This is a genomic window from Streptomyces sp. NPDC026394, assembly GCF_055567735.1.
In genome coordinates, this window is the sequence record NZ_JBVHPX010000025.1 from 1 (window position 1) to 24,285 (window position 24,285).

20 protein-coding genes are annotated in these 24,285 nt (G+C 73.2%); 9 read left to right on the forward strand and 11 right to left on the reverse strand.

Annotation, left to right across the window (positions count from 1 at the left end; translation table 11 throughout):
- Nucleotides 1-429 precede the first annotated feature (429 nt).
- Nucleotides 430-1,434: a tryptophan--tRNA ligase gene (trpS, locus tag ACZ4QV_RS35780; protein WP_361159667.1), complete on the forward strand. Its 1,005-nt coding sequence runs from the start codon at nucleotides 430-432 to the stop codon at nucleotides 1,432-1,434.
- A gap of 99 nt (nucleotides 1,435-1,533) precedes the next feature.
- On the opposite strand, the gene proC is transcribed toward trpS, so the two are convergent.
- Complete coding sequence (gene proC / locus ACZ4QV_RS35785; protein ID WP_361159670.1) at nucleotides 1,534-2,343, reverse strand: pyrroline-5-carboxylate reductase; 810 nt, start codon at nucleotides 2,341-2,343, stop codon at nucleotides 1,534-1,536.
- A gap of 462 nt (nucleotides 2,344-2,805) precedes the next feature.
- On the opposite strand from proC, the gene ACZ4QV_RS35790 reads away from it, so the two are divergent.
- The 3 genes from ACZ4QV_RS35790 to ACZ4QV_RS35800 all read left to right on the forward strand — a co-directional run bounded on the left by ACZ4QV_RS35790 (nucleotide 2,806) and on the right by ACZ4QV_RS35800 (nucleotide 6,523).
- Nucleotides 2,806-3,216, forward strand: a complete 411-nt coding sequence (locus ACZ4QV_RS35790; protein ID WP_467764006.1) for a hypothetical protein — start codon at nucleotides 2,806-2,808, stop codon at nucleotides 3,214-3,216.
- Between the two features lie 284 nt (nucleotides 3,217-3,500).
- On the forward strand, nucleotides 3,501-5,012 hold the full coding sequence (locus ACZ4QV_RS35795; protein WP_467764007.1) for a SulP family inorganic anion transporter: 1,512 nt from the start codon (nucleotides 3,501-3,503) through the stop codon (nucleotides 5,010-5,012).
- Between the two features lie 92 nt (nucleotides 5,013-5,104).
- Nucleotides 5,105-6,523 (forward strand): M1 family metallopeptidase, encoded by a 1,419-nt coding sequence (locus tag ACZ4QV_RS35800; protein WP_361637787.1) that lies wholly within the window; start codon nucleotides 5,105-5,107, stop codon nucleotides 6,521-6,523.
- 569 nt (nucleotides 6,524-7,092) lie between these two features.
- Here ACZ4QV_RS35800 and ACZ4QV_RS35805 read toward each other — a convergent pair.
- Together ACZ4QV_RS35805 and ACZ4QV_RS35810 are read right to left on the reverse strand one after the other, a co-directional pair.
- Nucleotides 7,093-7,614, reverse strand: a complete 522-nt coding sequence (locus tag ACZ4QV_RS35805) for a hypothetical protein (protein WP_361159682.1) — start codon at nucleotides 7,612-7,614, stop codon at nucleotides 7,093-7,095.
- A gap of 69 nt (nucleotides 7,615-7,683) precedes the next feature.
- Entirely contained in the window at nucleotides 7,684-8,073 is a 390-nt protein-coding gene (locus tag ACZ4QV_RS35810; RefSeq protein WP_467764008.1) for an SH3 domain-containing protein, read from the reverse strand.
- A 156-nt stretch (nucleotides 8,074-8,229) separates the two neighbouring features.
- On the opposite strand from ACZ4QV_RS35810, the gene ACZ4QV_RS35815 reads away from it, so the two are divergent.
- Nucleotides 8,230-10,635, forward strand: coding sequence for a serine/threonine-protein kinase (locus tag ACZ4QV_RS35815; protein ID WP_361619380.1), 2,406 nt, complete (start codon nucleotides 8,230-8,232; stop codon nucleotides 10,633-10,635).
- A gap of 89 nt (nucleotides 10,636-10,724) precedes the next feature.
- Here the strand turns inward: ACZ4QV_RS35815 and ilvD are convergent, their stop codons facing one another.
- The 4 genes from ilvD to ACZ4QV_RS35835 form a co-directional block, all read right to left on the reverse strand.
- Nucleotides 10,725-12,575 carry a dihydroxy-acid dehydratase gene (gene ilvD, locus ACZ4QV_RS35820; RefSeq protein ID WP_361584538.1) on the reverse strand — a complete coding sequence of 617 codons (1,851 nt, stop codon included), beginning with the start codon at nucleotides 12,573-12,575 and terminating at the stop codon, nucleotides 10,725-10,727.
- Between the two features lie 73 nt (nucleotides 12,576-12,648).
- Nucleotides 12,649-12,951, reverse strand: a complete 303-nt coding sequence (locus ACZ4QV_RS35825; RefSeq protein ID WP_467764009.1) for a hypothetical protein — start codon at nucleotides 12,949-12,951, stop codon at nucleotides 12,649-12,651.
- Nucleotides 12,948-13,760, reverse strand: coding sequence for a sugar phosphate isomerase/epimerase family protein (locus ACZ4QV_RS35830; RefSeq protein ID WP_361159842.1), 813 nt, complete (start codon nucleotides 13,758-13,760; stop codon nucleotides 12,948-12,950). The genes ACZ4QV_RS35825 and ACZ4QV_RS35830 overlap by 4 nt, the downstream gene beginning before the upstream one ends.
- Nucleotides 13,761-13,817: 57 nt before the next feature.
- Complete coding sequence (locus tag ACZ4QV_RS35835; RefSeq protein ID WP_361584541.1) at nucleotides 13,818-14,750, reverse strand: Ppx/GppA family phosphatase; 933 nt, start codon at nucleotides 14,748-14,750, stop codon at nucleotides 13,818-13,820.
- A gap of 93 nt (nucleotides 14,751-14,843) precedes the next feature.
- Here ACZ4QV_RS35835 and ACZ4QV_RS35840 point away from each other — a divergent pair, with 93 nt between their 5' ends.
- Nucleotides 14,844-15,686 (forward strand): DUF3109 family protein, encoded by an 843-nt coding sequence (locus tag ACZ4QV_RS35840; protein WP_361159693.1) that lies wholly within the window; start codon nucleotides 14,844-14,846, stop codon nucleotides 15,684-15,686.
- A 60-nt stretch (nucleotides 15,687-15,746) separates the two neighbouring features.
- Here ACZ4QV_RS35840 and ACZ4QV_RS35845 read toward each other — a convergent pair whose 3' ends face one another.
- Nucleotides 15,747-17,624: a BACON domain-containing protein gene (locus tag ACZ4QV_RS35845; RefSeq protein WP_361584544.1), complete on the reverse strand. Its 1,878-nt coding sequence runs from the start codon at nucleotides 17,622-17,624 to the stop codon at nucleotides 15,747-15,749.
- Between the two features lie 223 nt (nucleotides 17,625-17,847).
- Here ACZ4QV_RS35845 and radA point away from each other — a divergent pair, with 223 nt between their 5' ends.
- A complete protein-coding gene (gene radA / locus ACZ4QV_RS35850; protein ID WP_361159699.1) occupies nucleotides 17,848-19,260 on the forward strand; it encodes a DNA repair protein RadA in 1,413 nt (470 codons plus the stop codon).
- Between the two features lie 285 nt (nucleotides 19,261-19,545).
- The gene (gene disA, locus ACZ4QV_RS35855) at nucleotides 19,546-20,700 is read left to right on the forward strand and encodes a DNA integrity scanning diadenylate cyclase DisA (RefSeq protein ID WP_031005685.1); all 1,155 of its coding nucleotides are present in this window, start codon (nucleotides 19,546-19,548) and stop codon (nucleotides 20,698-20,700) included.
- A gap of 60 nt (nucleotides 20,701-20,760) precedes the next feature.
- On the opposite strand, the gene ACZ4QV_RS35860 is transcribed toward disA, so the two are convergent.
- Together ACZ4QV_RS35860 and ACZ4QV_RS35865 are read right to left on the reverse strand one after the other, a co-directional pair.
- Nucleotides 20,761-21,744, reverse strand: coding sequence for an NAD-dependent epimerase/dehydratase family protein (locus ACZ4QV_RS35860; protein WP_361159703.1), 984 nt, complete (start codon nucleotides 21,742-21,744; stop codon nucleotides 20,761-20,763).
- Between the two features lie 109 nt (nucleotides 21,745-21,853).
- On the reverse strand, nucleotides 21,854-22,663 hold the full coding sequence (locus ACZ4QV_RS35865) for a hypothetical protein (RefSeq protein WP_361159706.1): 810 nt from the start codon (nucleotides 22,661-22,663) through the stop codon (nucleotides 21,854-21,856).
- Nucleotides 22,664-22,970: 307 nt separating this feature from the next.
- On the opposite strand from ACZ4QV_RS35865, the gene ACZ4QV_RS35870 reads away from it, so the two are divergent.
- On the forward strand, nucleotides 22,971-23,555 hold the full coding sequence (locus ACZ4QV_RS35870; RefSeq protein ID WP_361159709.1) for a phosphatase PAP2 family protein: 585 nt from the start codon (nucleotides 22,971-22,973) through the stop codon (nucleotides 23,553-23,555).
- 157 nt (nucleotides 23,556-23,712) lie between these two features.
- On the opposite strand, the gene ACZ4QV_RS35875 is transcribed toward ACZ4QV_RS35870, so the two are convergent.
- Entirely contained in the window at nucleotides 23,713-24,207 is a 495-nt protein-coding gene (locus ACZ4QV_RS35875) for a pyridoxamine 5'-phosphate oxidase (protein WP_361584550.1), read from the reverse strand.
- Between the last annotated feature and the right edge of the window lie 78 nt (nucleotides 24,208-24,285).

A 24,285-nucleotide genomic window follows, 5' to 3' on the forward strand; every position in this document is an offset into this window, starting at 1 on the left:
GGTTGTTCGCGCCTTCCGGCGTGATCACTACTTTAGTGCCTTTTCCCGGTGACGCATAATCGAGTCACTGGTCGGAATTTCGGCATGCCGAAATTGGTCCCGTTCGGGAGTCGTGCAGTAGTGGTGGTGCCGCCGTCCGGCGTGAGGGGCTGCCGTAGGGGCCTGTCGGCTCCGTGGCAACTCGGAGAACACTACACGAGGGGTTGGGGCGCTTCAAACCCGTGCCAGGAGGCCGATCCGGGCGTACCGTGGTCCCCATGACGACGCGTGCACTCGTACAGCAGTGGTGGCCCGCCTGACGGCGGCCGCCCCCCAGTGCATGCAGACAACGGCCGCCGGACCCGGCGGCCGTTTCGCGTATCTCCTCGCAGCCGGCCGGTGGGCTCGGCGGTCCCGGGACAGTAACCAGTGGTTCGGGAGACGAGAGAGATGACGCGGACACGGATCTTCAGTGGTGTGAAGCCGACGGGGCACCTGACCCTGGGGAATTACCTCGGCGCGCTGCGCGGCTGGGCGGACGAGGACCAGCACCGTGCGGACGCGCTGTTCTGCGTCGTGGACCTGCACGCGCTGACCGTGGAACACGACCCGGCGCGGGTGCGAAGGCTCAGTCGGCAGGCCGCCACGCTGCTGTTGGCGGTGGGGCTCGACCCGCGGCTCTGCACGGTGTTCGTGCAGAGCCATGTCGACGAGCACACGCGGCTGGCGTACCTGATGGAGTGCACGGCGTCCGACGGCGAGATGCGGCGCATGATCCAGTACAAGGAGAAGGCCGAGCGGGAGCGGGCCCGGGGCGGCAGCGTACGACTGTCGCTGCTGACGTATCCGGCCCTGATGGCCGCCGACATCCTCGCGTACGGGACCGGTGAGGTGCCGGTGGGTGAGGACCAGGCGCAGCACGTGGAGCTGACGCGGGACCTGGCGGTGCGGTTCAACCAGCGGTACGGGCAGACGTTCGTGGTGCCGAAGGCGACGGTGCCGAAGGTGGCCGCGCGGGTGATGGACCTCCAGGAGCCGACGTCGAAGATGGGGAAGTCGCACGCCCGTACCTCCGGGATCGTCTATCTGCTCGACGAGCCGGACGTGGTGCGCAAGAAAGTGATGCGGGCCGTCACGGACACCGGGACGGACGTCGTGTACGACCGGGCCGAGCGGCCCGGGGTGGCCAACCTGCTGGATGTCCTGGCCGCGTGCGGTGCGGGGGATCCCGCGGAGCTGGCGGACGAGTACGACTCGTACGGCGCGCTCAAGAAGGACACGGCGGAGGCGGTGGTGGAACTGCTGCGGCCGGTGCGGGAACGGCACGCGGAGCTGGTGAAGGACCCGGAGTACGTGGACTCCGTCCTGCGGGACGGGGCCGAGCGGGCCCGGGCGATCGCGCGGCCGCGGGTGGATGCGGCGTATCGGGCGGTGGGGATGATGCCGGCGGTGTGAGAAGGGGGTGGGGTGGCCGCCGTTGCGGGTGTTGTGTGCGGCGGTGGCCACGGCCCCCGGGTTTCCGGACCCGGGGGCGGAGGCGGCGGGGCTGGTGGGTCAGCCGTTGCCCGAGGCGAGTTCGCGGCTGCGGTCGCGGGCCGCTTCGAGGGCGGCGATCAAGGCCGCGCGCACACCGTGGTTCTCCAGCTCGCGGATGGCGTTGATGGTGGTGCCGGCGGGTGAGGTCACGTTCTCGCGGAGGGTGACCGGGTGCTCGCCGCTGTCCCTGAGCATGGTCGCCGCGCCGATCGCCGCCTGCACGATCAGGTCGTGCGCCTTGTCGCGCGGCAGGCCGAGCAGAATGCCGGCGTCGGTCATCGCCTCGACGAGAAAGTAGAAATACGCCGGGCCGGAGCCGGAAAGGGCGGTCGCGGCGTCCTGCTGGGACTCCGGGACACGCAGCGTCTTGCCGACCGTGGCGAAGATTTCCTCGGCGCGGGTGAGGTGGGCGGCGGTGGCGTGAGTGCCGGCCGAGATGACGGACATCGCCTCGTCCACCAGGGCGGGAGTGTTCGTCATGACCCGTACGACGGGGGTGGCGTCGGGCAGCCGCTCTTCGAAGAAGGCGGTGGGCACACCGGCGGCGCCGCTGATCACCAAGCGGTCGGCGGGGGTGTGCGGGGCCAGCTCCGTGAGGAGGGTGCCCATGTCCTGCGGCTTGACGGTGAGGATCAGCGTGTCCGCGGACCGGGCGGCCTCCGCGTTGGAGACGGGGGTGACGCCGTAGCGGGTGCGGAGCTGGTCGGCGCGTTCGGGGCGGCGGGCGGTGACCATGAGGTCGGCGGGGGCCCAGCCGCCTCGGATCATGCCGCTGAGGAGGGCTTCGCCGATTTTTCCGGTGCCGAGTACGGCGACCTTCTGGGTCATGTTGCGGTTCACCTCGCCGGTGGGGCTGATGGGGGTACGGGGGTGGGCTTGGCCTTGGCTTTGGCCTTGGCTTTGGCCCTGGTGGTCGGGCGGTGTGCGGGGGGCGGCGCTGCCCGACCCCGCCCTGCCCTGGTCATCCTCGCATCGTGCGGGGTCGGGGGGCGGGGGCGTCCACGTTGCGGGCGGAGGTGGTGGGGGTTGGGGTGGGGTGGGTACGGACTGTGCGGTTGTTGGACGCCGTGATCGCCCGACGGGCTCGTCCTCGAACGCCGGACGGGCTGGATCTGGCCGGGGTCGGGTCGGACAGTGCGCCGACGCCACGGCGCGTCGAGGGGGGAGGCGCACTCCGGCGGCCGCCGGAGTGCACGGAATCGACCACTCCTGTTCGATAACTCAGCGTTTACACGACGGTTACACAACGACTCGATCGAAGTGATGCTGATTTGGACACACTGAAGGTGAGTGTCCAACCAGCCGGAGGAGGGGGCCGACGCCATGCGCCGCGTGCTGCTGTTCCTCATGGCGGCACTGCTGGCGTTCCCGGTCGGCGCCGAGGGCGCGTACGGGCGGGCGGCGGGTGCCGGGGCCGGTGGCAGGGCGGGGACACAGGCCGTCGGCCTGGCCGCACCGTACGCGTACGAGGACGGCGGCCCGGCGGAATCCGCGGGCGAACGCTGCCCCACCGGCCGCGCCGCGCGGTCCGCGACCGGCGTACCGGCCTTCCACCCCGGCGACCAGGCCAGGGGCGCGAACGACCGCACCGTCCCGCCGGTCACCGGACCGGGCCCGGCAGCCCCCGCCACCGGTCGCAGCGCCGTGCCTCCGAGGCGTTCGGGCCAGCTTCCCATCAGTCATCGCGTGTTCCGCTGCTGATCGAGGTTTGACGTTCGGCGATCGGCGATCCGCGTTCAGTGATCACTGAACACTGACTCCTGATCGGCGTCGACAGCTACCTGGCGTCCATCGCCCGGCGAGGCGTTTCCGGTGATGTCCCGGTACCCGGACATCGCAGCACCCCGACGCATGCCCGCGAGCCCCTGCGCCCGGACATCCGTCCTCTCCGCCCTCTCCGTCCCCTCTCCCCTCTTTCCCCCCTTTACCCCGCACGGCGCACATCCGCGCCGTGCGGTCCGTCGCAACGCGCTGGAGGCATCCTCATGCGGAAATCAACGGACATACGCGCGGACTTCACCGCGTCCCTCGTCGTCTTCCTGGTCGCCGTGCCGCTGTGCGTCGGCGTGGCCGTCGCCTCCGGCGTCCCGGCCGAGCTCGGGCTCGTCACCGGCATCGTCGGCGGCCTGCTCACCGGCTTCCTGCCGGGCAGCAGTCTCCAGGTCAGCGGACCGGCCGCCGGGCTGACCGTCCTCGTGTACGAGGCGGTCGAGGAGTTCGGGCTGAGCACGCTCGGTGCGCTGGTGCTGGTGGCCGGTGTGCTGCAAGTGGCCATGGGGGCGCTGCGGCTGGGGCGCTGGTTCCGGGCCATCTCCGTGGCCGTCGTGCAAGGCATGCTGGCGGGTATCGGACTCGTCCTGATCGCCGGGCAGTTGTACGCGCTCACCGACACCCGGCCGCCGGGCACCGGGCTCGCCAATCTCGGCGGTCTGCCGGAGCTGGCGTCCGACACGATCTGGTCGGACCAGGCGCTGACGGCGTCGGCGGTCGGTGTCGGCACCATCGCCGTACTGGTGCTGTGGCCCCGGTGGAAGCGCGCGGCGCGGGTGCTGCCGGCGCCGCTCGCGGCCGTGGCGCTGGCCACCGTCACCGTCGCCGTCCTCGGTCTGCCGGTGGCCCGGGTGGAGGTCACGGGGTTGCTGTCGGCCGTGCAGCCGCCGGGCGGGGCGGACTTCGGACGACTGGCGGGGGTCGGCGCGGTCGGCACCGTGCTCGCGTTCACGCTGATCGCGTCGGCCGAGTCGCTGTTCAGCGCGGCCGCCGTGGACCGGCTGCACGACGGACCGCGTACGGATTACGACAAGGAGCTGATGGCGCAGGGGGCGGGCAACGCGGTGTGCGGGCTGCTCGGCGCGCTGCCGATGACCGCGGTGATCGTGCGCAGCTCCGCGAACGTGCGGGCAGGGGCCCGTACGAAGGCGTCGCGGGTGCTGCACGGCGCGTGGCTGCTGCTGTTCGCGGCGGCGTTCCCGGCGGCGCTGGGCGTCGTGCCGCTGGCGGCGCTGGCGGGGGTGCTGGTGCACGCGGGCTGCAAGCTCATTCCCGTACAGGACATGGTGCCGCTGTGGCGTGAGCATCGGGGGGAGGCCGTGGTGCTCATGGGGACGGCGGTGGCGATCGTGGTGACCAACATGTTCGAGGGGGTGCTCATCGGGTTGCTGATGGCGGTCGCGAAGTCCGCGTGGGAGACCTCGCACGCGCATCTGGAGGTGTCGGGGCTGGAGGACTGCGGGCCCGAGGCCGCGCCCGTTCGCGTACGCGCACTGGGGAACGCCACCTTCCTGCGGCTGCCCAAGCTGCTGGACCAGCTCGAAGCGCTGCCGCACGACCGTGACGTGATCCTGGACCTCTCCGGGCTGCGGCACCTCGACCGCGCCTGCGCGGCGGCGCTGGGCAACTGGGCGGAGCGGCGGCGGCCGGCCGGACCCGATCCGGTTGCCGCCACGGTCACTCCCGCCGCCACCCCGCTCCCCCAACCTGGACATAAGGGGCGATAAACGCCATTAAACGGAAGGGAACGGCGTTGCGGGGCCAAAGGGCCGTAGGGTCGGGGAGCTTGATCCACCCGCCCTACGACCCTAGGAGCCCCGTGATCCGCCGGCCTCTCCGCTCCTGCGGTGCGACCGCCGCGCTCTCCGTCGCCCTGCTGCTGTCCTCCTGTACGAGCGCGACGCGGCTGGACGGCACGCAGGGCGCGGGCAGTGTGCACGACCCGCTCTTTCCCGCCCTCGGCAACGGCGGGTACCAGGTCGGGCACTACGGCCTCACCCTCGACTACGACGTACGCGGCGGCACGCTGGACGCCACCGCCGACATCAACGCCACCGCGCAGGCCGACCTCGCCTCCTTCCAGCTGGACCTCCAGGGGATGAAGGTGCACGGCGTGCGGGTGGACGGCAAGACCGCCGAGTTCTCCCGCAAGGGCCACAAGCTGACGGTCCGCCCGCCCGCGACGGTCGAGAAGGGCGCCACGTTCCGTACGACGGTCGAGTACGACGGCGAGCCCGAGGAGATGACGGACGAGGACGGTGCGACCGAGGGCTGGGTCCGTACGGAGGACGGGGCGTTCGTCGCGGGGCAGCCGGCCGGGTCCATGACGTGGTTCCCCGGCAACAACCACCCCGGCGACAAGGCCGCGTACGACTTCAGGATCACCGTGCCGGACGGGTACACCGCCGTCGCCAACGGCGAGCTGCGCGGCAGGAAGAGCGCCAAGGGCCGGACCACCTTCGAGTGGCACAACGCCGAGCCGATGGCCTCCTACCTCGCCACCGCGACGATCGGGAAGTTCACCGTCGAGGAGTCGCGCACGAAGGGCGGGCTGCCCGTCTACACGGCCGTGGACCCGGCGGAGGCCAGGGAGAGCGCCGGGCCGCTGGGCAAGCTGGACGCGATCCTCGACTGGTCGGTGAAACGGTTCGGCCCGTATCCGTTCTCCTCCGCCGGGGCGATCGTCGACCACACGCCCGAGCGGGTCGACTGGGGCGCGCTGGAGACGCAGACCAAGCCGATCTACGCCGGGGCGCCGGACGAGGGCACGGTCGTGCACGAGACCGCGCACCAGTGGTTCGGCAATTCGGTGACGCCGAAGACGTGGCAGGACATCTGGCTCAACGAGGGATTCGCGCAGTACGCCGAGTGGCTGTGGGAGGAGGACAAGGGCGGCCGTACGGCGCAGCAGCAGTTCGACGAGCTGTACAAGACCGCCGAGGACGACGAGGACGACGAGAACATCTGGAGCTTCCCGCCCGGCGACCCGGGCAGCGCGGAGAACGTGACCGGCGAGCCCGTCTACAAGCGCGGCGGCATGGTCCTCCAACAGCTCCGGAAGGCCGTCGGCGACAAGGACTTCTTCGCAATCCTCAAGGACTGGCCCACCGAACACCGCCACGGCAACGCCGACACCCAGCAGTTCATCGACTTCTGCCAGGACCGTACGGAGGTCGATCTGACGGATCTCTTCGACGACTGGCTGTACGGGGACGGGAAGCCGGATTGGGAGTACTGAGGGGCGGTGTTGCGTGCCGTTCGGAGGGTGGGCGGTGTGGGCGCGTCTGGTGTCGGTGTACGTGGCGGGGGGGGGCGCGCGGGGGCACCGAGTCGGCGAGGCGTTTCTCGCGCACGTTCAGAGGTTAGGCGTCCGACAGGCCCGGCGGAGTGTGAAGATGTCAGGGGCCTCCGTCGGCGAGGCGCACTCGGGGGCGGGGGCGGGAGGAGCGTGATGAGCAGAACCATCGGCGTGCGCTACTCACTCCGGCGCCCTGAAACTCCCGATTCGCCGGCTTTCCCGAAAGTGAGTAAAAACCTGCACTCGGCGCGGTGAACGGCCAGGTCAGGGCCTGTGGTCCCCGCGTGTGCGGGGGTGGTCCCGCCGTACGCGCGGACTACGGCCGGGAGACCTTGTGGTCCCCGCATGTTCGGGGCGACCCCGCCAGCCGCACGATTCGACTGTGGTCTCGTGGCTGCGGGGATAGCCCTTGCTCCCGGCGTGAGGAAGCCCAGAGCCGGGGAAATCCGCGCCCGCAGGGGTAGTCCCGGTGGCTGCCTGGCTGGTCGCGCGTTGGGCCGGACGGGGTTCTAGCCCCGCTTCTTCTTCGGCTTTGTTGGCTTCTTGGTTGCCGGGTTGCCCGTACGGGCGTTCCGGCGGCGGTCGTAGCGTTCGCGTGCCGCGTCGTACTCGGCGCGCTGTACGCCTTCGCCCGGTGCCTCTACGAGGCTGCGGCAGAAGTAGGCGAGGAGTGAGCCGATGAAGCCGATGAGCAGCAGGCTCTGGGTGGAGCGGTCGGACGGGCGGTCCTGCGCGTCGGCGGGGCGGGTCAGGCGGTCCCAGGTGCGGCGGAAGGCGACCGCGCTGCAGACGGCGAAGCAGGCCACGATCAGGGCGTTGAGGAACGAGCCGACCTCGGCGATCTCCAGGCCCTGGAAGGCGAAGCGCAGCACCACCGCGCCGGCCGCGGCGAGCGCCAGGGAGCCGATCGCGACGCCGGCCCGGCGCAGGCCGTAGCCACCGTCGTGGTGCACCCAGGTCGTCCCGAAGAAACGGATCTCGGCCGGCTCGGGGCCGGACCGGTCCGGGGCGGGCCGTGTCTCGTCGCTCATGGGGTCGATTATCCCCGGTGGGCCGGGGTGCCCGGTGAGGCGCCCGGGCGGTCCGGCCGGTCCGGGCGGTCAGTTCGCGCAGCGCGGGGCCACGAAGCCGTCGCTGCCGGTGCGGACGTAGGTGTCCGAGACGTACTGGCCGGGGGCGATGCAGTCCCAGATGTCGTTGGTGCCGTACGGGCCGTCGACCCGCTCGCCGTGGCGCTGGCAGCGGATGGCGACCCGCGCGCCGTACGGGAGCTGCCGTACGAGGGAGCTGCGGCTGCTCGGGCCGCTGCGGACGTTGAGGCGGTAGCCCGGTGCGACCGGGTAGGTGGCCGCGGTCGCCGCCATCGCCTGGGCGGCTACGCCCTCGGCCTCGGTGACGGCCTCCGCCTCCGCGACCACCGCGGTCGTCTCGGCCGCCTCCGCGTCGGTGCTTGTCGCTGTGCCGACGGTGTTCTCCGGTGTGCTGGTCATGCCTGCTCCCCCGCGAGTGGTCTGTGTGGGACCGGCCGGTACGTGATGGTTGCGGCCGGTTCACCGCAGACGCTAGCAAGCCTCACCTGTCCCGTACGCACCATCGACTAGGCTCCGTGCGTCGCATCTGCGGCCCATGGACACGGGGGTGGGGAGATGCCGCCGCTGCGCGGTTCCGGAACGGACCCGGAAGCGGAACGTCCGCTGTACGCGGGCCGGTACCGCCTGGACGCACGCCTGGGCGCGGGCGGGATGGGTGTGGTGCACCTCGCGCGGTCGTCGTCGGGGCTGCGCCTGGCGGTGAAGGTCGTGCACGCCGAGTTCGCCCAGGACCCCGAGTTCCGCGGCCGGTTCCGGCAGGAGGTGGCCGCGGCGCGGCGGGTGAGCGGCGCGTTCACCGCGCCGGTCGTGGACGCCGACCCGGACGCCGACCGGCCCTGGATGGCCACCCTCTACATTCCCGGGCCGACCCTCGGCGACCATGTGAAGCGCACCGGGCCGCTCGCGCCCGCCGAGGTCCGCAGGCTGGCCGCCGGGCTGGCCGAGGCGCTGCGCGACATCCATCGGGCCGGCGTGGTGCACCGCGACCTCAAGCCCGGCAACGTGCTGCTCGCCGCCGACGGGCCCAAGGTCATCGACTTCGGTATCTCGCGGCCCGCGGACAGCGAGATGCGGACCGAGACCGGCAAGCTGATCGGTACGCCGCCGTTCATGGCGCCCGAACAGTTCCAGCGCCCGCGCGAGGTGGGGCCGGCGGCGGACGTGTTCGCGCTGGGGTCGGTGCTGGTGCACGCGGCGACCGGGCGGGGGCCGTTCGACTCGGAGAGCCCGTACATCGTCGCGTACCAGGTGGTGCACGACGAGGCGGACCTGACGGGTGTCCCGGCGGAACTGGAGCCGCTGATCCGTACGTGCCTGGCGAAGCGGCCGTCCGACCGGCCGACTCCGGACGTGCTGATGCGGATGCTGCACACCGAAGGGCCCGTGGAGGCCCACGACGGCGTACTCGCGGACGGGTCCGCTCCCGAGGAGGCGCGGGTGCCGGCACAACGGCAGCCCGCGCGTGTCGTCTCCGCGCCCGCCCGGTCCGCCGCGCCGGCCGGAGCCGGAACGGCAGGCACAGGGGACGGGGCCAGGGCCGGAGGCGGGGCCGCTGAGGCCGCGGCAGCGGACACGCACGTACGGGCCCGTCGGGGAGAAGCTGAACCGGGAGCAGGACCGCAAGCGGAACCGGAATCGGAGGCTGGGCGGGACTCGGAAGGCAAGGCGGCGATCGGAGAGCCCCCGAAGGGGGACGCCGCCGCGCCCCCGGAAACCGCTCCCGCCCCGCGCCGCCGTCGCTGGGCCGCCTGGTCCGCCGTGGCCGCCGTGCTCGCCGGGGCGGGCGTCTTCGCGGGCGTACGGGTCCTGGGTGCCGAGGACGCGCCGGCCCTGCAGACGCACACCGCCGGCAGCGCCACCGGCAGCACCGCCGCGCTCTTCCGCCCGTGGCACACCCAGCTCGTGCGGCGGCCCGCCGGCCACCCGGCCGAGATGCCGTTCTGTGCGTACGGCGCTTCCGCCCTGTTCTGCGTCGAGCGGGGGCTTAAGGCCGCGCGGGTGGACGGGGAGCACGGCGCGGTGACATGGCGGCGGCCGAGCGGGCCGGTCCGCAAGAGTGACATTCCGCCCGGTGCGCCAGTGTTCTCCGGCGGGCTGCTCCACGTACGGTCGCCGGACGGCAAGCGGCTGGAGGCACTGGACCCGTCGGCCGCCGGGAAGGGCGCGGTGCGCTGGAGCAAGGACCTGAGCGGGTACGACGCCGAGGTCCGGTTCGTGGGCGGGACGATTCTGCTGACCGCGCCGGACGGCATGATCACCGCTCTGGACAGCGCCACCCACCAGGAACGCTGGCACCAGCGGTTCCCGGCCCAGCCGCTGGGCCAGTTCACCGCGTACGGGGACGGCCGTACGGCGTACGCGGCCACCGTCTCGGCCGACGGCACCTCCACCGTCGTCACCGCGATCGACCCGGTGCACGGCTCCCTGCGCTGGGAACGGCGGCTGCCCGGCTCGCTCACCCCGGCCGGAACGGGCGCGTCCGGCTCGCTCTATCTGACCGCCGCCGACCCGCTGCTCGTCACCCGTACGTCGGCCGTCGTCCGGTACGACCCGGCGACTCACCGGGTGCGGCGCCTCCCGCTGGACGCGCCGGTCGACGACGCGGCGGGCGTGGTGCGCGGCGAGACGGTCTACGTGCTCGCCACCACCGGCGGCACGCTCCAGGCCGTCGGTGAGCGGCGGTGGAGCGTGGAGACCTCGGTGAGCCGGGGGTCGGTGCCGGTGCTCGACCCGAAGGGCGAGCGGCTGTACTTCACCGGTGCCGACGGCCGGCTGCTGGCCGTGGACACCCGGCGCGGCGCGCTGCTCGGCCAGACGCCGCCCCGGCTGGCCACCGGCCGCAGCGGCTATCTGGAGAAGCTGCCCGCGCCGCTGCCGGACCCGCGGGGCGGCCGGATCTACGCGGCGGGGCCGGACGGTTCGGTGTTCGCCGCGGACACGCGGAGCCCCGCCCGCTGGTGACGTGGGCCCGGCCCGCTGGTGACGTGCAGCACCCCGCCCGCCGGTGAGGCGGACGGGGTTCCCGGCCAGCCGTCGCTCCGTTACGTGGCTCAGCCGAGCTTGCTCACGTCCCGCACCGCGCCCTTGTCGGCGCTGGTGGCCATCGCCGCGTACGCGCGCAGGGCCTGCGAGACCTTGCGCTCGCGCTTCTTCGGCGCGTACACGCCACCCAGCGCCTCCCGGCGGGCCGTCAGCTCCGCCTCGGGCACCAGGAGTTCGATCGAGCGGTTCGGGATGTCGATACGGATGCGGTCGCCGTCCTCGACCAGGGCGATGGTGCCGCCGGACGCCGCCTCGGGCGAGGCGTGGCCGATGGACAGGCCGGAGGTGCCGCCGGAGAAGCGGCCGTCGGTGACCAGCGCGCACGCCTTGCCCAGGCCGCGGCCCTTGAGGAAGGACGTCGGGTAGAGCATCTCCTGCATGCCGGGGCCGCCCTTGGGGCCCTCGTAGCGGATGACGACGACGTCGCCCTCCTCGACCTGCTTGCCGAGGATCTTCTCGACGGCCTCCTCCTGCGACTCGCAGACCACGGCCGGGCCCTCGAACGTCCAGATCGACTCGTCGACGCCCGCGGTCTTCACCACGCAGCCGTCTTCGGCGATGTTGCCCTTGAGGACGGCCAGGCCGCCGTCGGCGGAGTAGGCGTGGGCGAGGTCGCGGATGCAGCCGTTCGCGGCGTCCGTGTCGAGGCTGTCCCAGCGCTCGGACTGGGAGAAGGCGGTGGCGGAGCGCTTGCAGCCGGGGGCCGCGTGCCACAGCTCGACGGCCTCCGGGGACGGGGACCCGCCCCGCACGTCCCAGGTCTTGAGCCAGTCCGCCATCGAGGAGCTGTGCACGGTGTGCACGTCCTCGTTGAGCATTCCGGCCCGGTACAGCTCGCCCAGGATGGCGGGGATGCCGCCGGCCCGGTGCACGTCCTCCATGTAGTACGTGCCGCCGGGGGCGACGTTCGGCGCCACCTTGGCCAGGCAGGGCACCCGGCGCGAGACGGCGTTGATGTCGTCCAGGTCGAAACCGAGACCGGCTTCCTGGGCGGCGGCCAGCAGGTGCAGGATCGTGTTCGTGGAGCCGCCCATGGCGATGTCCAGGGCCATGGCGTTCTCGAAGGAGGCGCGGGAGCCGATGCTGCGCGGCAGGACGGTCGCGTCGTCCTGGTCGTAGTACCGCTGGGTGATCTCCACGACCGTACGGCCGGCGTTCTCGTACAGCGCCTTGCGGGCGGTGTGGGTGGCCAGCACCGAGCCATTGCCGGGCAGCGACAGGCCGATGGCCTCGGTCAGGCAGTTCATCGAGTTGGCGGTGAACATGCCGGAACAGGAGCCGCAGGTCGGGCAGGCGTTCTCCTCGATACGGAGGATGTCCTCGTCCGAGACGTTCTCGTCGACCGCGTCGGTGATCGCGTTGACCAGGTCGAGTTTGCGGACCGTGCCGTCGACGAGGGTGGCGCGGCCGGCCTCCATGGGGCCGCCGGAGACGAAGACGGTGGGGATGTTCAGCCGCATCGCGGCCATCAGCATGCCCGGGGTGATCTTGTCGCAGTTGGAGATGCAGATCAACGCGTCCGCGCAGTGCGCCTCGACCATGTACTCGACGGAGTCGGCGATCAGGTCGCGGGACGGCAGGGAGTACAGCATCCCGCCGTGGCCCATGGCGATGCCGTCGTCGACCGCGATGGTGTTGAACTCGCGGGCGATGCCGCCGGCCTCCTTGATCGCCTCGCTGACGATCCGGCCGACCGGCTGGAGGTGGGTGTGGCCCGGCACGAACTCGGTGAAGCTGTTGGCCACCGCGATGACGGGCTTGCCGAAGTCCTCGCGCGCTACGCCCGACGCCTGCATGAGCGCGCGGGCGCCGGCCATGTTGCGGCCATGGGTGACGGTGCGGGACCTCAGCTCGGGCACGTGGATCCACTCCCTCGGGTGCGTGTGCGTCTCCCGTACGCCCAGTGCGCGTACGTAAGCGAATCAGTCGAGACTACGCCCCGGCTCCAAGATCTGGACAGCGAATCCGCGATGTGAGACGGGTGACCGCTGGGCGGACGTGCGCCACAGGCAGGGCCGGGTCCACGGCCGCGGCCTCGGCGATGTCGCGGACCGGGGTCTTCTCGTGCCCGCGGGCGGGGAACCCGGCGCGGGCCGCGGTGAGGATGCGCTCGCGGGCGCCGGGCCCGTCCCCGGCGTCCGTACGGGACGGGCGGCCGCGCCTGCGGGCCGGGACCGTACCCCCGGCGCCGACGCCGCCGCTCGTACCGCCGGCGCCGGTACCGCCGCTCGTCACGACCCCGGCACCCACGTCGGCGACGCCAGGTGCAGCCGGGTGAAGGCCAGCGCCTCCGCGAGATCCGCCTCCCGCTCGGCCGCGGACATCGCGCGCCGCGTGTTGACCTCCACGACGACGTGCCCGTCGAAGCCGGTGGCGGCGAGCCGCTCCAGCAGCTCGGCGCAGGGCTGCGAGCCGCGGCCCGGCACCAGGTGCTCGTCCTTGTTGGAGCCGTTGCCGTCGGCGAGGTGGATGTGCGCGAGGCGCTCGCCCATCCGGTCGACCATGCGCAGGGCGTCACTGCGCGAGGTGGCGGTGTGCGAGAGATCGACGGTGAAGTGCCGGTAGTCGTCCTTGGTCGGGTCCCAGTCCGGCGCGTACGCCAGCATCTCGCGGTCCCGGTAGCGCCACGGGTACATGTTCTCGACGGCGAACCGTACGTCCGTCTCGCTCTCCATCCGCCACACTCCGCGTACGAACTCGCGGGCGTAGTTGCGCTGCCACCGGAAGGGCGGATGGACGACCACCGTCGAGGCCCCGAGCTTCTCCGCGGCGTTCCGAGCGCGCTGCAGCTTCACCCAGGGGTCCGTGGACCACACCCGCTGCGTGATCAGCAGGCACGGCGCGTGCACGGCCAGGATCGGCACCCCGTGGTAGTCGGAGAGCCGCCGCAGCGCCTCGATGTCCTGGCTGACCGGGTCGGTCCACACCATGACCTCGACGCCGTCGTAGCCCAGGCGCGCGGCGATCTCGAAGGCCGTCGCCGTCGACTCCGGATACACCGAGGCCGTGGACAGGGCGACCTTCGCATCCGGGATGCGCACCACTGGCTCCGTCACGAGGGACAGGGTACGGGCCGCCGCCGACGGGTGTCGGCCGCGCCCCTACCCCGCGGGCAGGTGGTCGAGGTGGCGCAGGATCACGCCCTCGCGCAGTGCCCACGGGCAGATCTCCAGTGTGCGCACGCCGAACAGGTCCATCCCGGCCTCCGCCACCAGCGCCCCGGCGAGCAACTGGCGCGAGCGGCCCTCGGAGACGCCGGGCAGCCTGGCGCGCTCCGGGACGGTCATCCCGGCCAGCTTCGGCACCCACTCCTCCAGCGCCTTCCGGTCCAGCTCACGCTGGGTGCCGAGCCCGTCGGCGGACCGGGCGGCACCGGCGATACGGGCGAGCTGTTTGAAGGTCTTGGAGGTGCCGACCACGTGATCGGGCGTGCCGAAGCGCGTGAAATCGCTCACCACCCGGGCTATTTCGGCCCGTACGCGCTTGCGCAGCGCCCGTATGTCCTCCGCCTCCGGCGGATCGCCCGGCAGATCGGCCGCGGTGAGCCGGCCCGCGCCCAGCGGCAGCGACACCGCCGCGTCCGGCTCCTCGTCCAGCCCGTACGCGATCTCCAGCGAGCCGCCGCCGATGTCCAGCACCAGCAGCCGGCCCGCCGACCAGCCGAACCAGCGGCGGGCCGCGAGGAACGTCAGCCGGGCCTCGTCCTCGCCGGACAGCACCCGCAGCTCCACGCCGGTCTCCCGGGCGACCCGGCGCAGCACCTCCTCGCCGTTGGACGCCTCGCGGATCGCGGAGGTGGCGAACGGCAGGACGTCCTCGACGCCCTTGTCCTCCGCGACCTCGACCGCCACCCGTACCGTCGCCACGAGCCGGTCCACGCCCGCGTCGCCGATCGCGCCGTCCTCGTCGAGGAGTTCGGCCAGCCGCAGCTCCGCCTTGTGCGAGTAGGCGGGCAGCGGGCGCGCTCCCGGGTGCGCGTCCATCACCAGCAGATGGACCGTGTTCGACCCCACATCGAGGACTCCGAGTCTCATACCGTCGAACCTACTGCGGGCGGCCGGGAACCGACGGCGAGCCCCCGTCCGCGGAGAGACTTCGGCGGCAGCCGGTCGCCTTAGGCTGGAGTAGTGGCTAAGACGAACAAGGCGAAGCAGGAAAAAGCCCTGAAGAAGGCGGAAAAGCAGCGCGCCGCGCGGGCGGCGGCGCAGGCGCAAGGGGCTCGGGCCGACGAGGTCGGCGGTCTGGACTTCGCCCGCGCCTGGGTCACCTTCCCCGACCCCGCCGACGACGAGCAGGTCTTCCGCTGCGACCTGACCTGGCTCACCTCCCGATGGACGTGTGTCTTCGGCAGCGGCTGCAAGGGCATCGAGGCGGGCCGCGCGGACGACGGCTGCTGCACGCTCGGCGCGCACTTCTCCGACGAGGAGGACGAGCAGCGGGTCGCGGAGCACGTGGCGCGCCTCACACCCGAGCTGTGGCAGTTCCACGACGTCGGCACGTCCACCGGCTGGACCCAGGAGGACGAGGACGGCGACCGCCAGACCCGGCGCTGGAAGGGCTCGTGCATCTTCCAGAACCGCCCCGGCTTCCCGGCCGGGGCCGGCTGCTCGCTGCACATCCTCGCGCTGCGCGAGGGCCGCGAGCCCCTGGAGACCAAGCCGGACGTCTGCTGGCAGCTGCCGGTCCGCCGTACGTACGAATGGATCGACCGCCCCGACGACACCCGCATCCTGGAGGTCTCCATCGGCGAGTACGACCGCCGCGGCTGGGGCCCCGGCGGTCACGACCTGCACTGGTGGTGCACGTCGGCGACGTCCGCACACGGCGCGGGCGAGCCGGTGTACGTGTCCTACGGGCCCGAGCTGACCGAGCTGATGGGCAAGGAGGGGTACGACCGCCTCGTCGAGCTCTGCGAGGAGCGCCTGGCGGCGACGCTCCCGATGGCGCCGCATCCGGCGGACCCCAAGTAGGGGGCGCGTACCGCGTGCGGCTGCCCGGGAAGGGCCCGTACCGCGTGCGGCTGTGTCCCGTCACCCTGCCGGCGCGGACGGGGTGGGGGACGGGCTCGGGCCCGGCGTCGGTTCCTGTGTGGTGGGCGTCGGTGTGGGTGTGGGTGTGGGTGTGGGGGACGTCGGCGGCTCGCCGGTCGGCTCCCGCGTCGGTGTTGCCGGTGCCGTCGGTTCCGGCTCGGGCCGGGGGCCGGGCCCCGTCGGCCTCGGGTGCCCGGGCCAGGGGCCGCCGCTCCCCTGGCCCCACCCCTCCAACGTCACCGTCGTGCCGCCGGGCGCCAGGGTGACCCGCGCGTTCCAGTAGCCGTCCGGTTCCCGGCCGTGGTCCACGGACACCAGGAGCGTGGTGGACTCCCCCGGCCGCAGCACGCCTGCCGAGGCGCTCAGCCGGAGCCACGGCGCGCTCGTCCGTGCCGACCAGTGGACCGGCTCCCCGCCGGACGCGGCGAGGGTGACGGCCGTACCGCCGTCCCGGGGTGCGGCGGTGACGGTCAGCCGTCCTGGGCCGGTGCCGGAACGGTCCGGTTCGCCGGGCCGCAGCAGCGTGCCGTCCGCGCCCACGACCTGCACCGAGACGTCGGGGACGTCCGGCCAGTTGCTCGCCGACAACAGGTGCGGTGCGGGTGTGCGGGCGCTGCCCGCGTTCTCGTACGGATGGCCGTCGAACGGGCCGTTGCCCGGGTCGCCGGCCGACACCGACGGGCCGTCGCTCTCGCCGGTCAGGGGCGCGCCCCGGTAGGCGGCCCACAGGGCGAGCACCGGCGCCGCGAGGACGGTGGCGATGACGGTCGTGGTCACGGCCCGGGTGCGCAGCCGGCGTCTGCGGGCCGCCGGGTCCTTGGGCCGGACGGGGAATCCGCGCCGGTCGTAGCGTGGAGAACCGTTTGCGCCACCCGCGCGCCCCGCACGCCCGGAGCGAACGGAGACGCCCGCGCCCGCCACCCCTTCGGCACGCCCCGAACGCGAACTCCGCGCCGCCGCCATCGCGGTGTGCACGGCCGTACGCGGAGCGGTGACCAACGGCAGCGCGCCGTGGTCGACGGGCGCGGTGCCGGGCCAGGGCCCGTGGGCGGTGGCCCGCTCGGCCGTACGGCGGCACTCCGCACAGTCGTCCACGTGCCGGACCAGCTCCCGGCGCAGGGCGACGCCGAGCAGCATCTGGGTGTCGGCGGCCAGTTGCGCGACGTCCGGGCAGCGGCCGAACTCGACGACGGCGAGCGCGGCTCGGGTGCGCTCGACCTCGCAGGTGGCGGTGGCCAGGAGGGTACGGGTGGCGTCGGTGTCGCCGCCGAGGACCGCCGCCACCTCCTCGGCGGACAGGCGGTGGCGTACGGACAGCTCCAGCGCCTCGCGCTGTTCGGGGGTCGTCCCGGCGGCTTCGGGCCAGGCCAGGCGGGCCAGTTCGCGCCGCTGCCGGGCGGTGTCGGCGGACGGGCCGGACGGGCCGGACGACCCGCTGACGCCGGGCGTGGCGCCCAGGCCGGACGACGCTCCGGTGCCGTACGTCGTGCCCGTGCCGGAGGGGGTGTACGTGGCGGGGGTGCCGGGTGCCGGGCCCGCGCCGGCCGTCGTGCCGCTCTCGTGGGCCGGGCCGCCGCCCTGCACCCGGTCGGCCAGCCGCCGCAGGCAGGCCCACCGGGCCAGCGCGTACAGCCAGGACCGGTACAGACCGGGGTCGGGCGGCCGCCGGCCGTGGTGCCGGTCGGCGACGGCGAGCACCTCGCCCAGGACGGCGGTCGCCGCGTCGTGCTCGCACAGGACGGACAGACAGTAGGTGAACAGCCCGTCGAGGTGGGGCTCGAACCGCTCGGGAAGCGGCGGCCGGTCAGGGCGCTGAGCGCCGTCGTGCGCCCGGTGTGCGCCGGTGGCGTGCGTGGGGTGATCGGACCTGCTGCTCATCACCCGGCGACGGTAGGCGGATGATGCAGGCACTATCGCGCCGCACGGACACTTTTAATCCATACGGGTGACGTTCTCCCTCAAAGGGGGACACCAGAGCCGGGTTTCACATGCGTTGCGGGGTTACCTACCCCGGTCGCGGGCCCCACCCGCGCCACGGCACGCCCGCGCCCGCCGCCGCCCGCCCCCTGCCTTGTCACACCCCGCGGCTACGGTGAACCCCATGGCGACTCGTAAATCCTCGGCCAAGGAGCGGCCCTCGTACCGCTGCACCGAATGCGGCTGGACCACCGCGAAGTGGCTCGGCCGCTGCCCGGAGTGCCAGGCGTGGGGCACGGTCGAGGAGTTCGGCGGCGCCCCCGCCGTCCGTACGACCGCGCCCGGCCGCGTCACGACGGCGGCCCTGCCCATCGGCCAGGTCGACGGCCGCCAGGCCACCGCCCGCCCGACCGGCATCGACGAACTGGACCGCGTACTGGGCGGCGGCCTGGTGCCGGGCGCCGTGGTGCTGCTGGCCGGCGAGCCCGGCGTCGGCAAGTCCACGCTGCTGCTGGACGTGGCCGCCAAGGCGGCCGACGCCGACCACCGCACCCTGTACGTGACGGGTGAGGAGTCCGCGAGCCAGGTGCGGCTGCGCGCCGACCGCATCGGCGCCATCGACGACCACCTGTACCTCGCCGCCGAGACCGACCTGTCCGCCGTCCTGGGCCATCTGGACTCGGTCAAGCCGTCACTGCTGATCGTGGACTCCGTCCAGACCGTGGCCTCGCCCGAGATCGACGGCGCGCCCGGCGGCATGGCGCAGGTCCGCGAGGTCGCCGGCGCCCTGATCCGGGCGTCCAAGGAGCGCGGCATGGCGACCCTGCTGGTGGGCCATGTGACCAAGGACGGCGCCATCGCGGGCCCCCGTCTGCTGGAGCACCTCGTCGATGTCGTACTGAACTTCGAAGGGGACCGGCACGCCCGGCTGCGCCTGGTGCGCGGTGTGAAGAACCGCTACGGCACCACCGACGAGGTCGGCTGCTTCGAGCTGCACGACGAAGGCATCACCGGACTCGCCGACCCGTCCGGCCTCTTCCTGACCCGCCGCGACGAGCCGGTGCCCGGCACGTGCCTGACGGTCACCCTGGAGGGCCGCCGCCCGCTGGTCGCCGAGGTGCAGGCGTTGACCGTCGACACGCAGATCCCCTCCCCCCGCCGCACCACCTCCGGCCTGGAGACCTCCCGCGTCTCGATGATGCTGGCCGTCCTGGAGCAGCGCGGGCGCATCGCGGCCCTCGGCAAGCGCGACATCTACAGCGCCACGGTCGGCGGTGTGAAGCTGACCGAACCGGCCGCCGACCTCGCCGTGGCGCTCGCGCTGGCCAGCGCCGCCAGCGACAGCCCGCTGCCGAAGAACCTGGTCGCGATCGGCGAGGTGGGCCTGGCGGGCGAGGTCAGGCGGGTGACGGGGGTGCAACGCCGGCTGGCCGAGGCGGCCCGGCTCGGCTTCACCCACGCCCTGGTGCCGGCCGACCCGGGCAAGATCCCGGCGGGGATGCGGGTGCTGGAGGTGGCCGATGTCGGCGAGGCGCTGCGGGTCCTGCCCAAGCGGCCGCGCCGGGAGCCGCCGCGCGAGAAGGCCGCGGCCGAATAGCCGCCGGACCGCCACCGGATGCGGACGCTCCTCACGGAGCGGCGAACGCGCCGTTCGCCCCGCTGAGCAGGCGTTCGCGTGCGGGGGACGCGCGGGGACACGGCCGCCGCGCGGGCGGTCGGCGTGACTTTGCAGACAGCCTCTAGCCTGGGCGCCGGTAGACTTTGCCCCGGTCTCGCCTGTCAAGGAAGTCATGCCGTCGGCCCGCGCAGCCCGTGAGCTGCGTGACCAAGGCATCTGCCGGGCGGCCTGCGGCACCGACAGACCTTGCGACGGAGGAGTGCAGTGGCAGCCAACGACCGGGCATCGTCGTCTGGTGGCAGGTCCGGTTGGGGGCCGCCCGCCCGCAGGTCGGGCGACAGCGGCGGCACGGAGGGCCTGATGCGCGCCTCGCTGAGCGCCGTGGCGCCCGGCACCGCGCTGCGGGACGGCCTGGAGCGCATCCTGCGCGGCAACACGGGCGGTCTGATCGTCCTCGGTTTCGACAAGACCGTCGAGTCGATGTGCACCGGCGGCTTCGTGCTGGACGTGGAGTTCTCGGCGACCCGGCTGCGCGAGCTGTGCAAGCTGGACGGCGCGCTGGTCCTGGACAAGGACATCACCAAGATCCTGCGGGCCGGGGTGCAGCTCGTCCCGGACGCCTCCATCCCCACCGAGGAGACCGGCACCCGGCACCGCACCGCGCAGCGCGTCTCGATACAGGCCGGTTTCCCGGTCGTCTCGGTGAGCCAGTCGATGCGGCTGATCGCGCTGTACGTGGACGGTGAGCGCCGCGTCCTGGAGGAGTCGGCGGCGATCCTGTCCCGCGCCAACCAGGCCCTGGCGACGCTGGAGCGCTACAAGCTCCGGCTGGACGAGGTCGCCGGCACGCTGTCGGCGCTGGAGATCGAGGACCTGGTCACGGTCCGGGACGTCACCGCGGTCGCCCAGCGGCTGGAGATGGTGCGGCGGATCGCGACCGAGATCGCCGAGTACGTGGTCGAGCTGGGCACGGACGGCCGGCTGCTCTCCCTCCAGCTGGACGAGCTGATCGCGGGCGTCGAGCCGGAGCGCGAGCTGGTCGCCCGCGACTATGTGCCCGAGCCGACGGCCAAGCGCTCCCGCACGGTGCCGGAGGCGCTGTCCGAGCTGGACGCGCTCAGCCACGCCGAGCTGCTGGAACTGCCCATCGTGGCCCGCGCGCTGGGGTACAGCGGCTCGCCCGAGACGCTGGACTCGGCGGTCTCGCCGCGCGGCTTCCGGCTGCTGGCGAAGGTGCCACGGCTGCCGGGCGCCGTCATCGACCGGTTGGTCGACCACTTCGGCGGGTTGCAGAAGCTGCTCGCGGCGAGCGTGGACGACCTCCAGGCGGTGGACGGGGTCGGCGAGGCCCGCGCCCGGTCCGTACGCGAGGGACTGTCCCGGCTGGCGGAGTCGTCGATCCTCGAACGGTACGTGTAGGGCGCGCGGCGCCGTACGGCGTGCGGGCGTCCGGACGCCCGCACGCCGCCGGGCCTCGGCTCACCCCCGCAGGAAGGCTTCCTCCTTCTCCGGCGCCAGTCCGACCGGCTGCCGGGGCCGCAGCGGGGGCGGGCCGTCCAGCTTCCGGAGCCACGTCCAGGTGTCGGCGACCGTTTCCGCGGCCGGCCGGCAGCGCAGCCCCGCCGCGTGCGCCTTGGTCGCGTCGCCGCGGTGGATGGCGTCGTACAGCTCGCCCGGCGGCAGCCAGAGGGGCAGCTCGGTCCAGGGCGCCAGGCCGGCCGCGAGAAGCTCCTCCGGCCCGGTCCAGCGCAGTTCGGCGTCGGAGCCGGTGACCTCCACGCAGGCCGCGAGCAGTTCGCCCATCGTGGTGTGGCCCGGCTCGCTGATGAGGTTGTACGGGCCGGACAGCCCGGTCTCCGCGGCGTGCAGGACCCACTCGGCCAGGTCGCGGACGTCGATGTACTGCAGGCCGAGGTCGCGCGGACCGGGCGCGAGCACCGGTCCGCCGCGGGCGATGCGCGTCAGCCACCAGGGAAGCCGGCCGATGTTCTCCCAGGGGCCGAGGATCAGTCCGGCGCGGGCCAGCACCGTACGGTCGTCGCCGAAGGCCGCCAGTGCGGCCAGTTCACCGCCGCGCTTGTCCTCCGCGTACGCCACCGCGTCCGCGTCCGGGGAGCCGTCCACCAGCGGGCTCGCCTCGGTGTGCCCGGGCCCGGCCGGGTGCCGGTACACCGAGCCGGTGGACACGTACACGTACCGTCCGGCCCGGCCGGCCAGCAGCCGGGCGGCGTCGCGCACCGCGGTCGGTGCCCAGGCCCAGGTGTCCACCACGGCGTCCCAGGTGCCGTCGGCGAGCGCGGTGAGGGTGGCCGGGTCGGTGCGGTCACCCCGTACGACGGACGCTCCCGGTGGCGCTTCGTGCTGTCCACGGTGGAAGACCGTCACCTGCCAGCCGCGGGCCAGCGCCGCTTCGGTGACCGCGCGCCCCACGAACTCCGTCCCGCCCAGTATCAGTAGCTTCATGGAGCCGACTGTCCCCGATCAAGGGCGGCAGTGGAACGGCTCACGCTCACAGCGCAATCGGTACCGCCCGGGCCGGGCCGCCGGGCCGGGCACGCTTCTTGGCGAGGGGTCAGTCCTTGGCCAGGGTGAATTCCGCGCGTACCGCGTCCAGTCCGCCCACCTTGGCCTCGACCTGGTACGTACCGGGCCCGACGGCCTTGGCGGCGGCCGTCGCGCACTCGGAGTTGCTGGGCTTGCGGTCCCATTCCACGGTCCGCTTGACCGAGCCGCCCGCCGGCACCTGTACGGGCGCGGTGCCGCCGCCGCCCGGCGGGCAGTCGCCGGAGGACCACACCCGTTCGTCGTCGGTGGGCCCGCTGATGGTGAGGGCGGCGTATCCGCGCCCCAGGTCCACCTTGCAGGCGCTGTCGGCCGAGTTCTCGATCGTGACCTCGAACGTGGGCGTCTCGCCGGGCGCGTAGGTCTCCTTCAGGCTGCGCAGCGTCAACTCGGTGCTGGCGGGCGCGCAGTTCGCGAGCGCCGTCCCGGCCGCCACGGCGCCGTCGCCCTTCCCTATGGGGCCGCCGGCGCCCGAGGCACCGCCGCCTCCGCCCGTACCGCCGCCGGAGCCGCCCGCGCCGCCGCTGCCGACCGCGCCGCCGGAGCCGGTGGCGGCGCCGCCGCTGCCCGACTCGTCGCGGCCGCCCGGTTTTTGATCGGTCCCGGAATCCGTCGCGTTCGGGCCCGGTGTGATGGACGTCGCGGGCCCCGGCCCGCCCGGCCCCTTGCCCTCGTCGCCGGTCTTCCCGTCGTTGCCGGTCCAGTTGACGGCCCACACCACCAACAGGACGAGCACGACGAGGACGGCCAGCGCAACGGCCCTCCGCCGCCAGTAGATGGAGGAGGGGAGCGGCCCGATCGGATTGCGCAGAGATCCCACGCGGAAACTCTACGAGAGATCAGGTGTCACACCGGCCAGTACCCGCCGCAGGAAGCAGCAACTTTTCACATCATCTTTCCGGAGCGGGCCGCCCCGGCTCCGGCACGACGGTCCCGGCATGTTCCGTACGGCGGTCCCAACATGTTCCGTACGGCGGTCCCGAGATGATCCGCACGGAGGTCCCGAAGTGATCCACGGCGGGCCGCCGCCCGGCCCGCGCCCGCACCGGCCGCCCGCTTTCGTCAGTGGTTTCCCCCGACGACGGTCAGGTGCGGCTTTCCCGTAACAGTCCGTACCGTATGCGTTCATGTACAGCACCGATCTCTATCGCGACGTCACCGACTTCGCGCACGACACTCCCGGCTGGGTCCACTCACTGGCCGCGGGAGGCACCGAAGGCGGCATCCTGCTGCTCATGGCCCTGGCCGTACTGGGCTGGTGGCGGTCCCGGAAGGGGGAGGAGCGGCTGGTCGCGCTCGCGGTCCTGGTGCCGGTCGCCACGGCGGTCGCGTATCTGGTGAGTGAGGTCGTCAAGAGCTTCGTGCACGAGGAGCGGCCCTGCCGGGCCGTGGCGGGCGCCGCCGCCTCCATAGTCCCGTGCCCGCCACAGGGCGACTGGTCCTTCCCGAGCAACCACTCCACGATCGCGGCGGCGCTGGCCGTCGGCATCGTGTTCGCCTGGCGCGCGCTGACCTGGCTGGTCCTGCCGATCGCGCTGCTGACCGGCTTCTCGCGGGTGTTCGTCGGCGCGCACTACCCGCACGACGTGGTGGCCGGCCTGGCGCTGGGCACCCTGACCGCCACGCTGTGCGTGACGCTGCTCGCCGGGCCGCTGACCTCCCTGGTCGTGCGCCTGGGGACGGGACGCTGGAAGATCCTGGTACGGGCCTGACCGGCCCCGGGACGGGGGCGCCCCTCGGGGTGCCCCTCGGCGGGCGCCGCGCCCGTACGCCGGCGGGCATCGCGCCCGTACCGTGCCGTCGCGCCCCGCCGGTACCGTGCCGTCCTCGCCCGCACCGCGCCCTCCGGCCCGTACCGTGTCCGTGGCGTCACGGCGCGTGCCATTCCTCCTTGTGCCCGAAGCCGCGGCCGTTGTCGATCAACCGCAGCCAGTCCGGGCGGACTTCCCAGAGTGCGGTCCGTTCCAGTGCCGAACCGAGCCGTTCGTCGGCCGCGACGAACGGGAAACGCTCCTTGTACGTACGCCACCCGGCCGCGCGGTCCGCGCCCGCCAGCCGGTGGCAGCAGCCCCGGCCCTGCACCCCGGTCAGCGCGGTCCACTCCTGGCCGTCGCGCTGGGCCGTGAAGGCGACGCGGGCCCCGGCACCGGCGTCGGCGGCCCGCGCGAAGGCCCGGCCGTGCCGCGTCGACTCGGCGGTGACGAGGACGAGGGAGGGCACCGGCCCGTCCGTGGTGGCGTAGAGCACGGCGCACGCCTGCGGCCCCTCGTCGTCGGTGTACGCGAGGGTCAGCGTCGTATGGGCGGCCAGGGCCCGGCGGAGCGTGTCCGGGCAGTCGCCCGTGGTGGTCGTGCTGGTGGTCATCGCCGTTCTCCCGCCGGTCCCGTCGTTGTCCACATCATGGGGACATCCTCGTCCCCTCCGTACCGCGAGCCTCTGCCG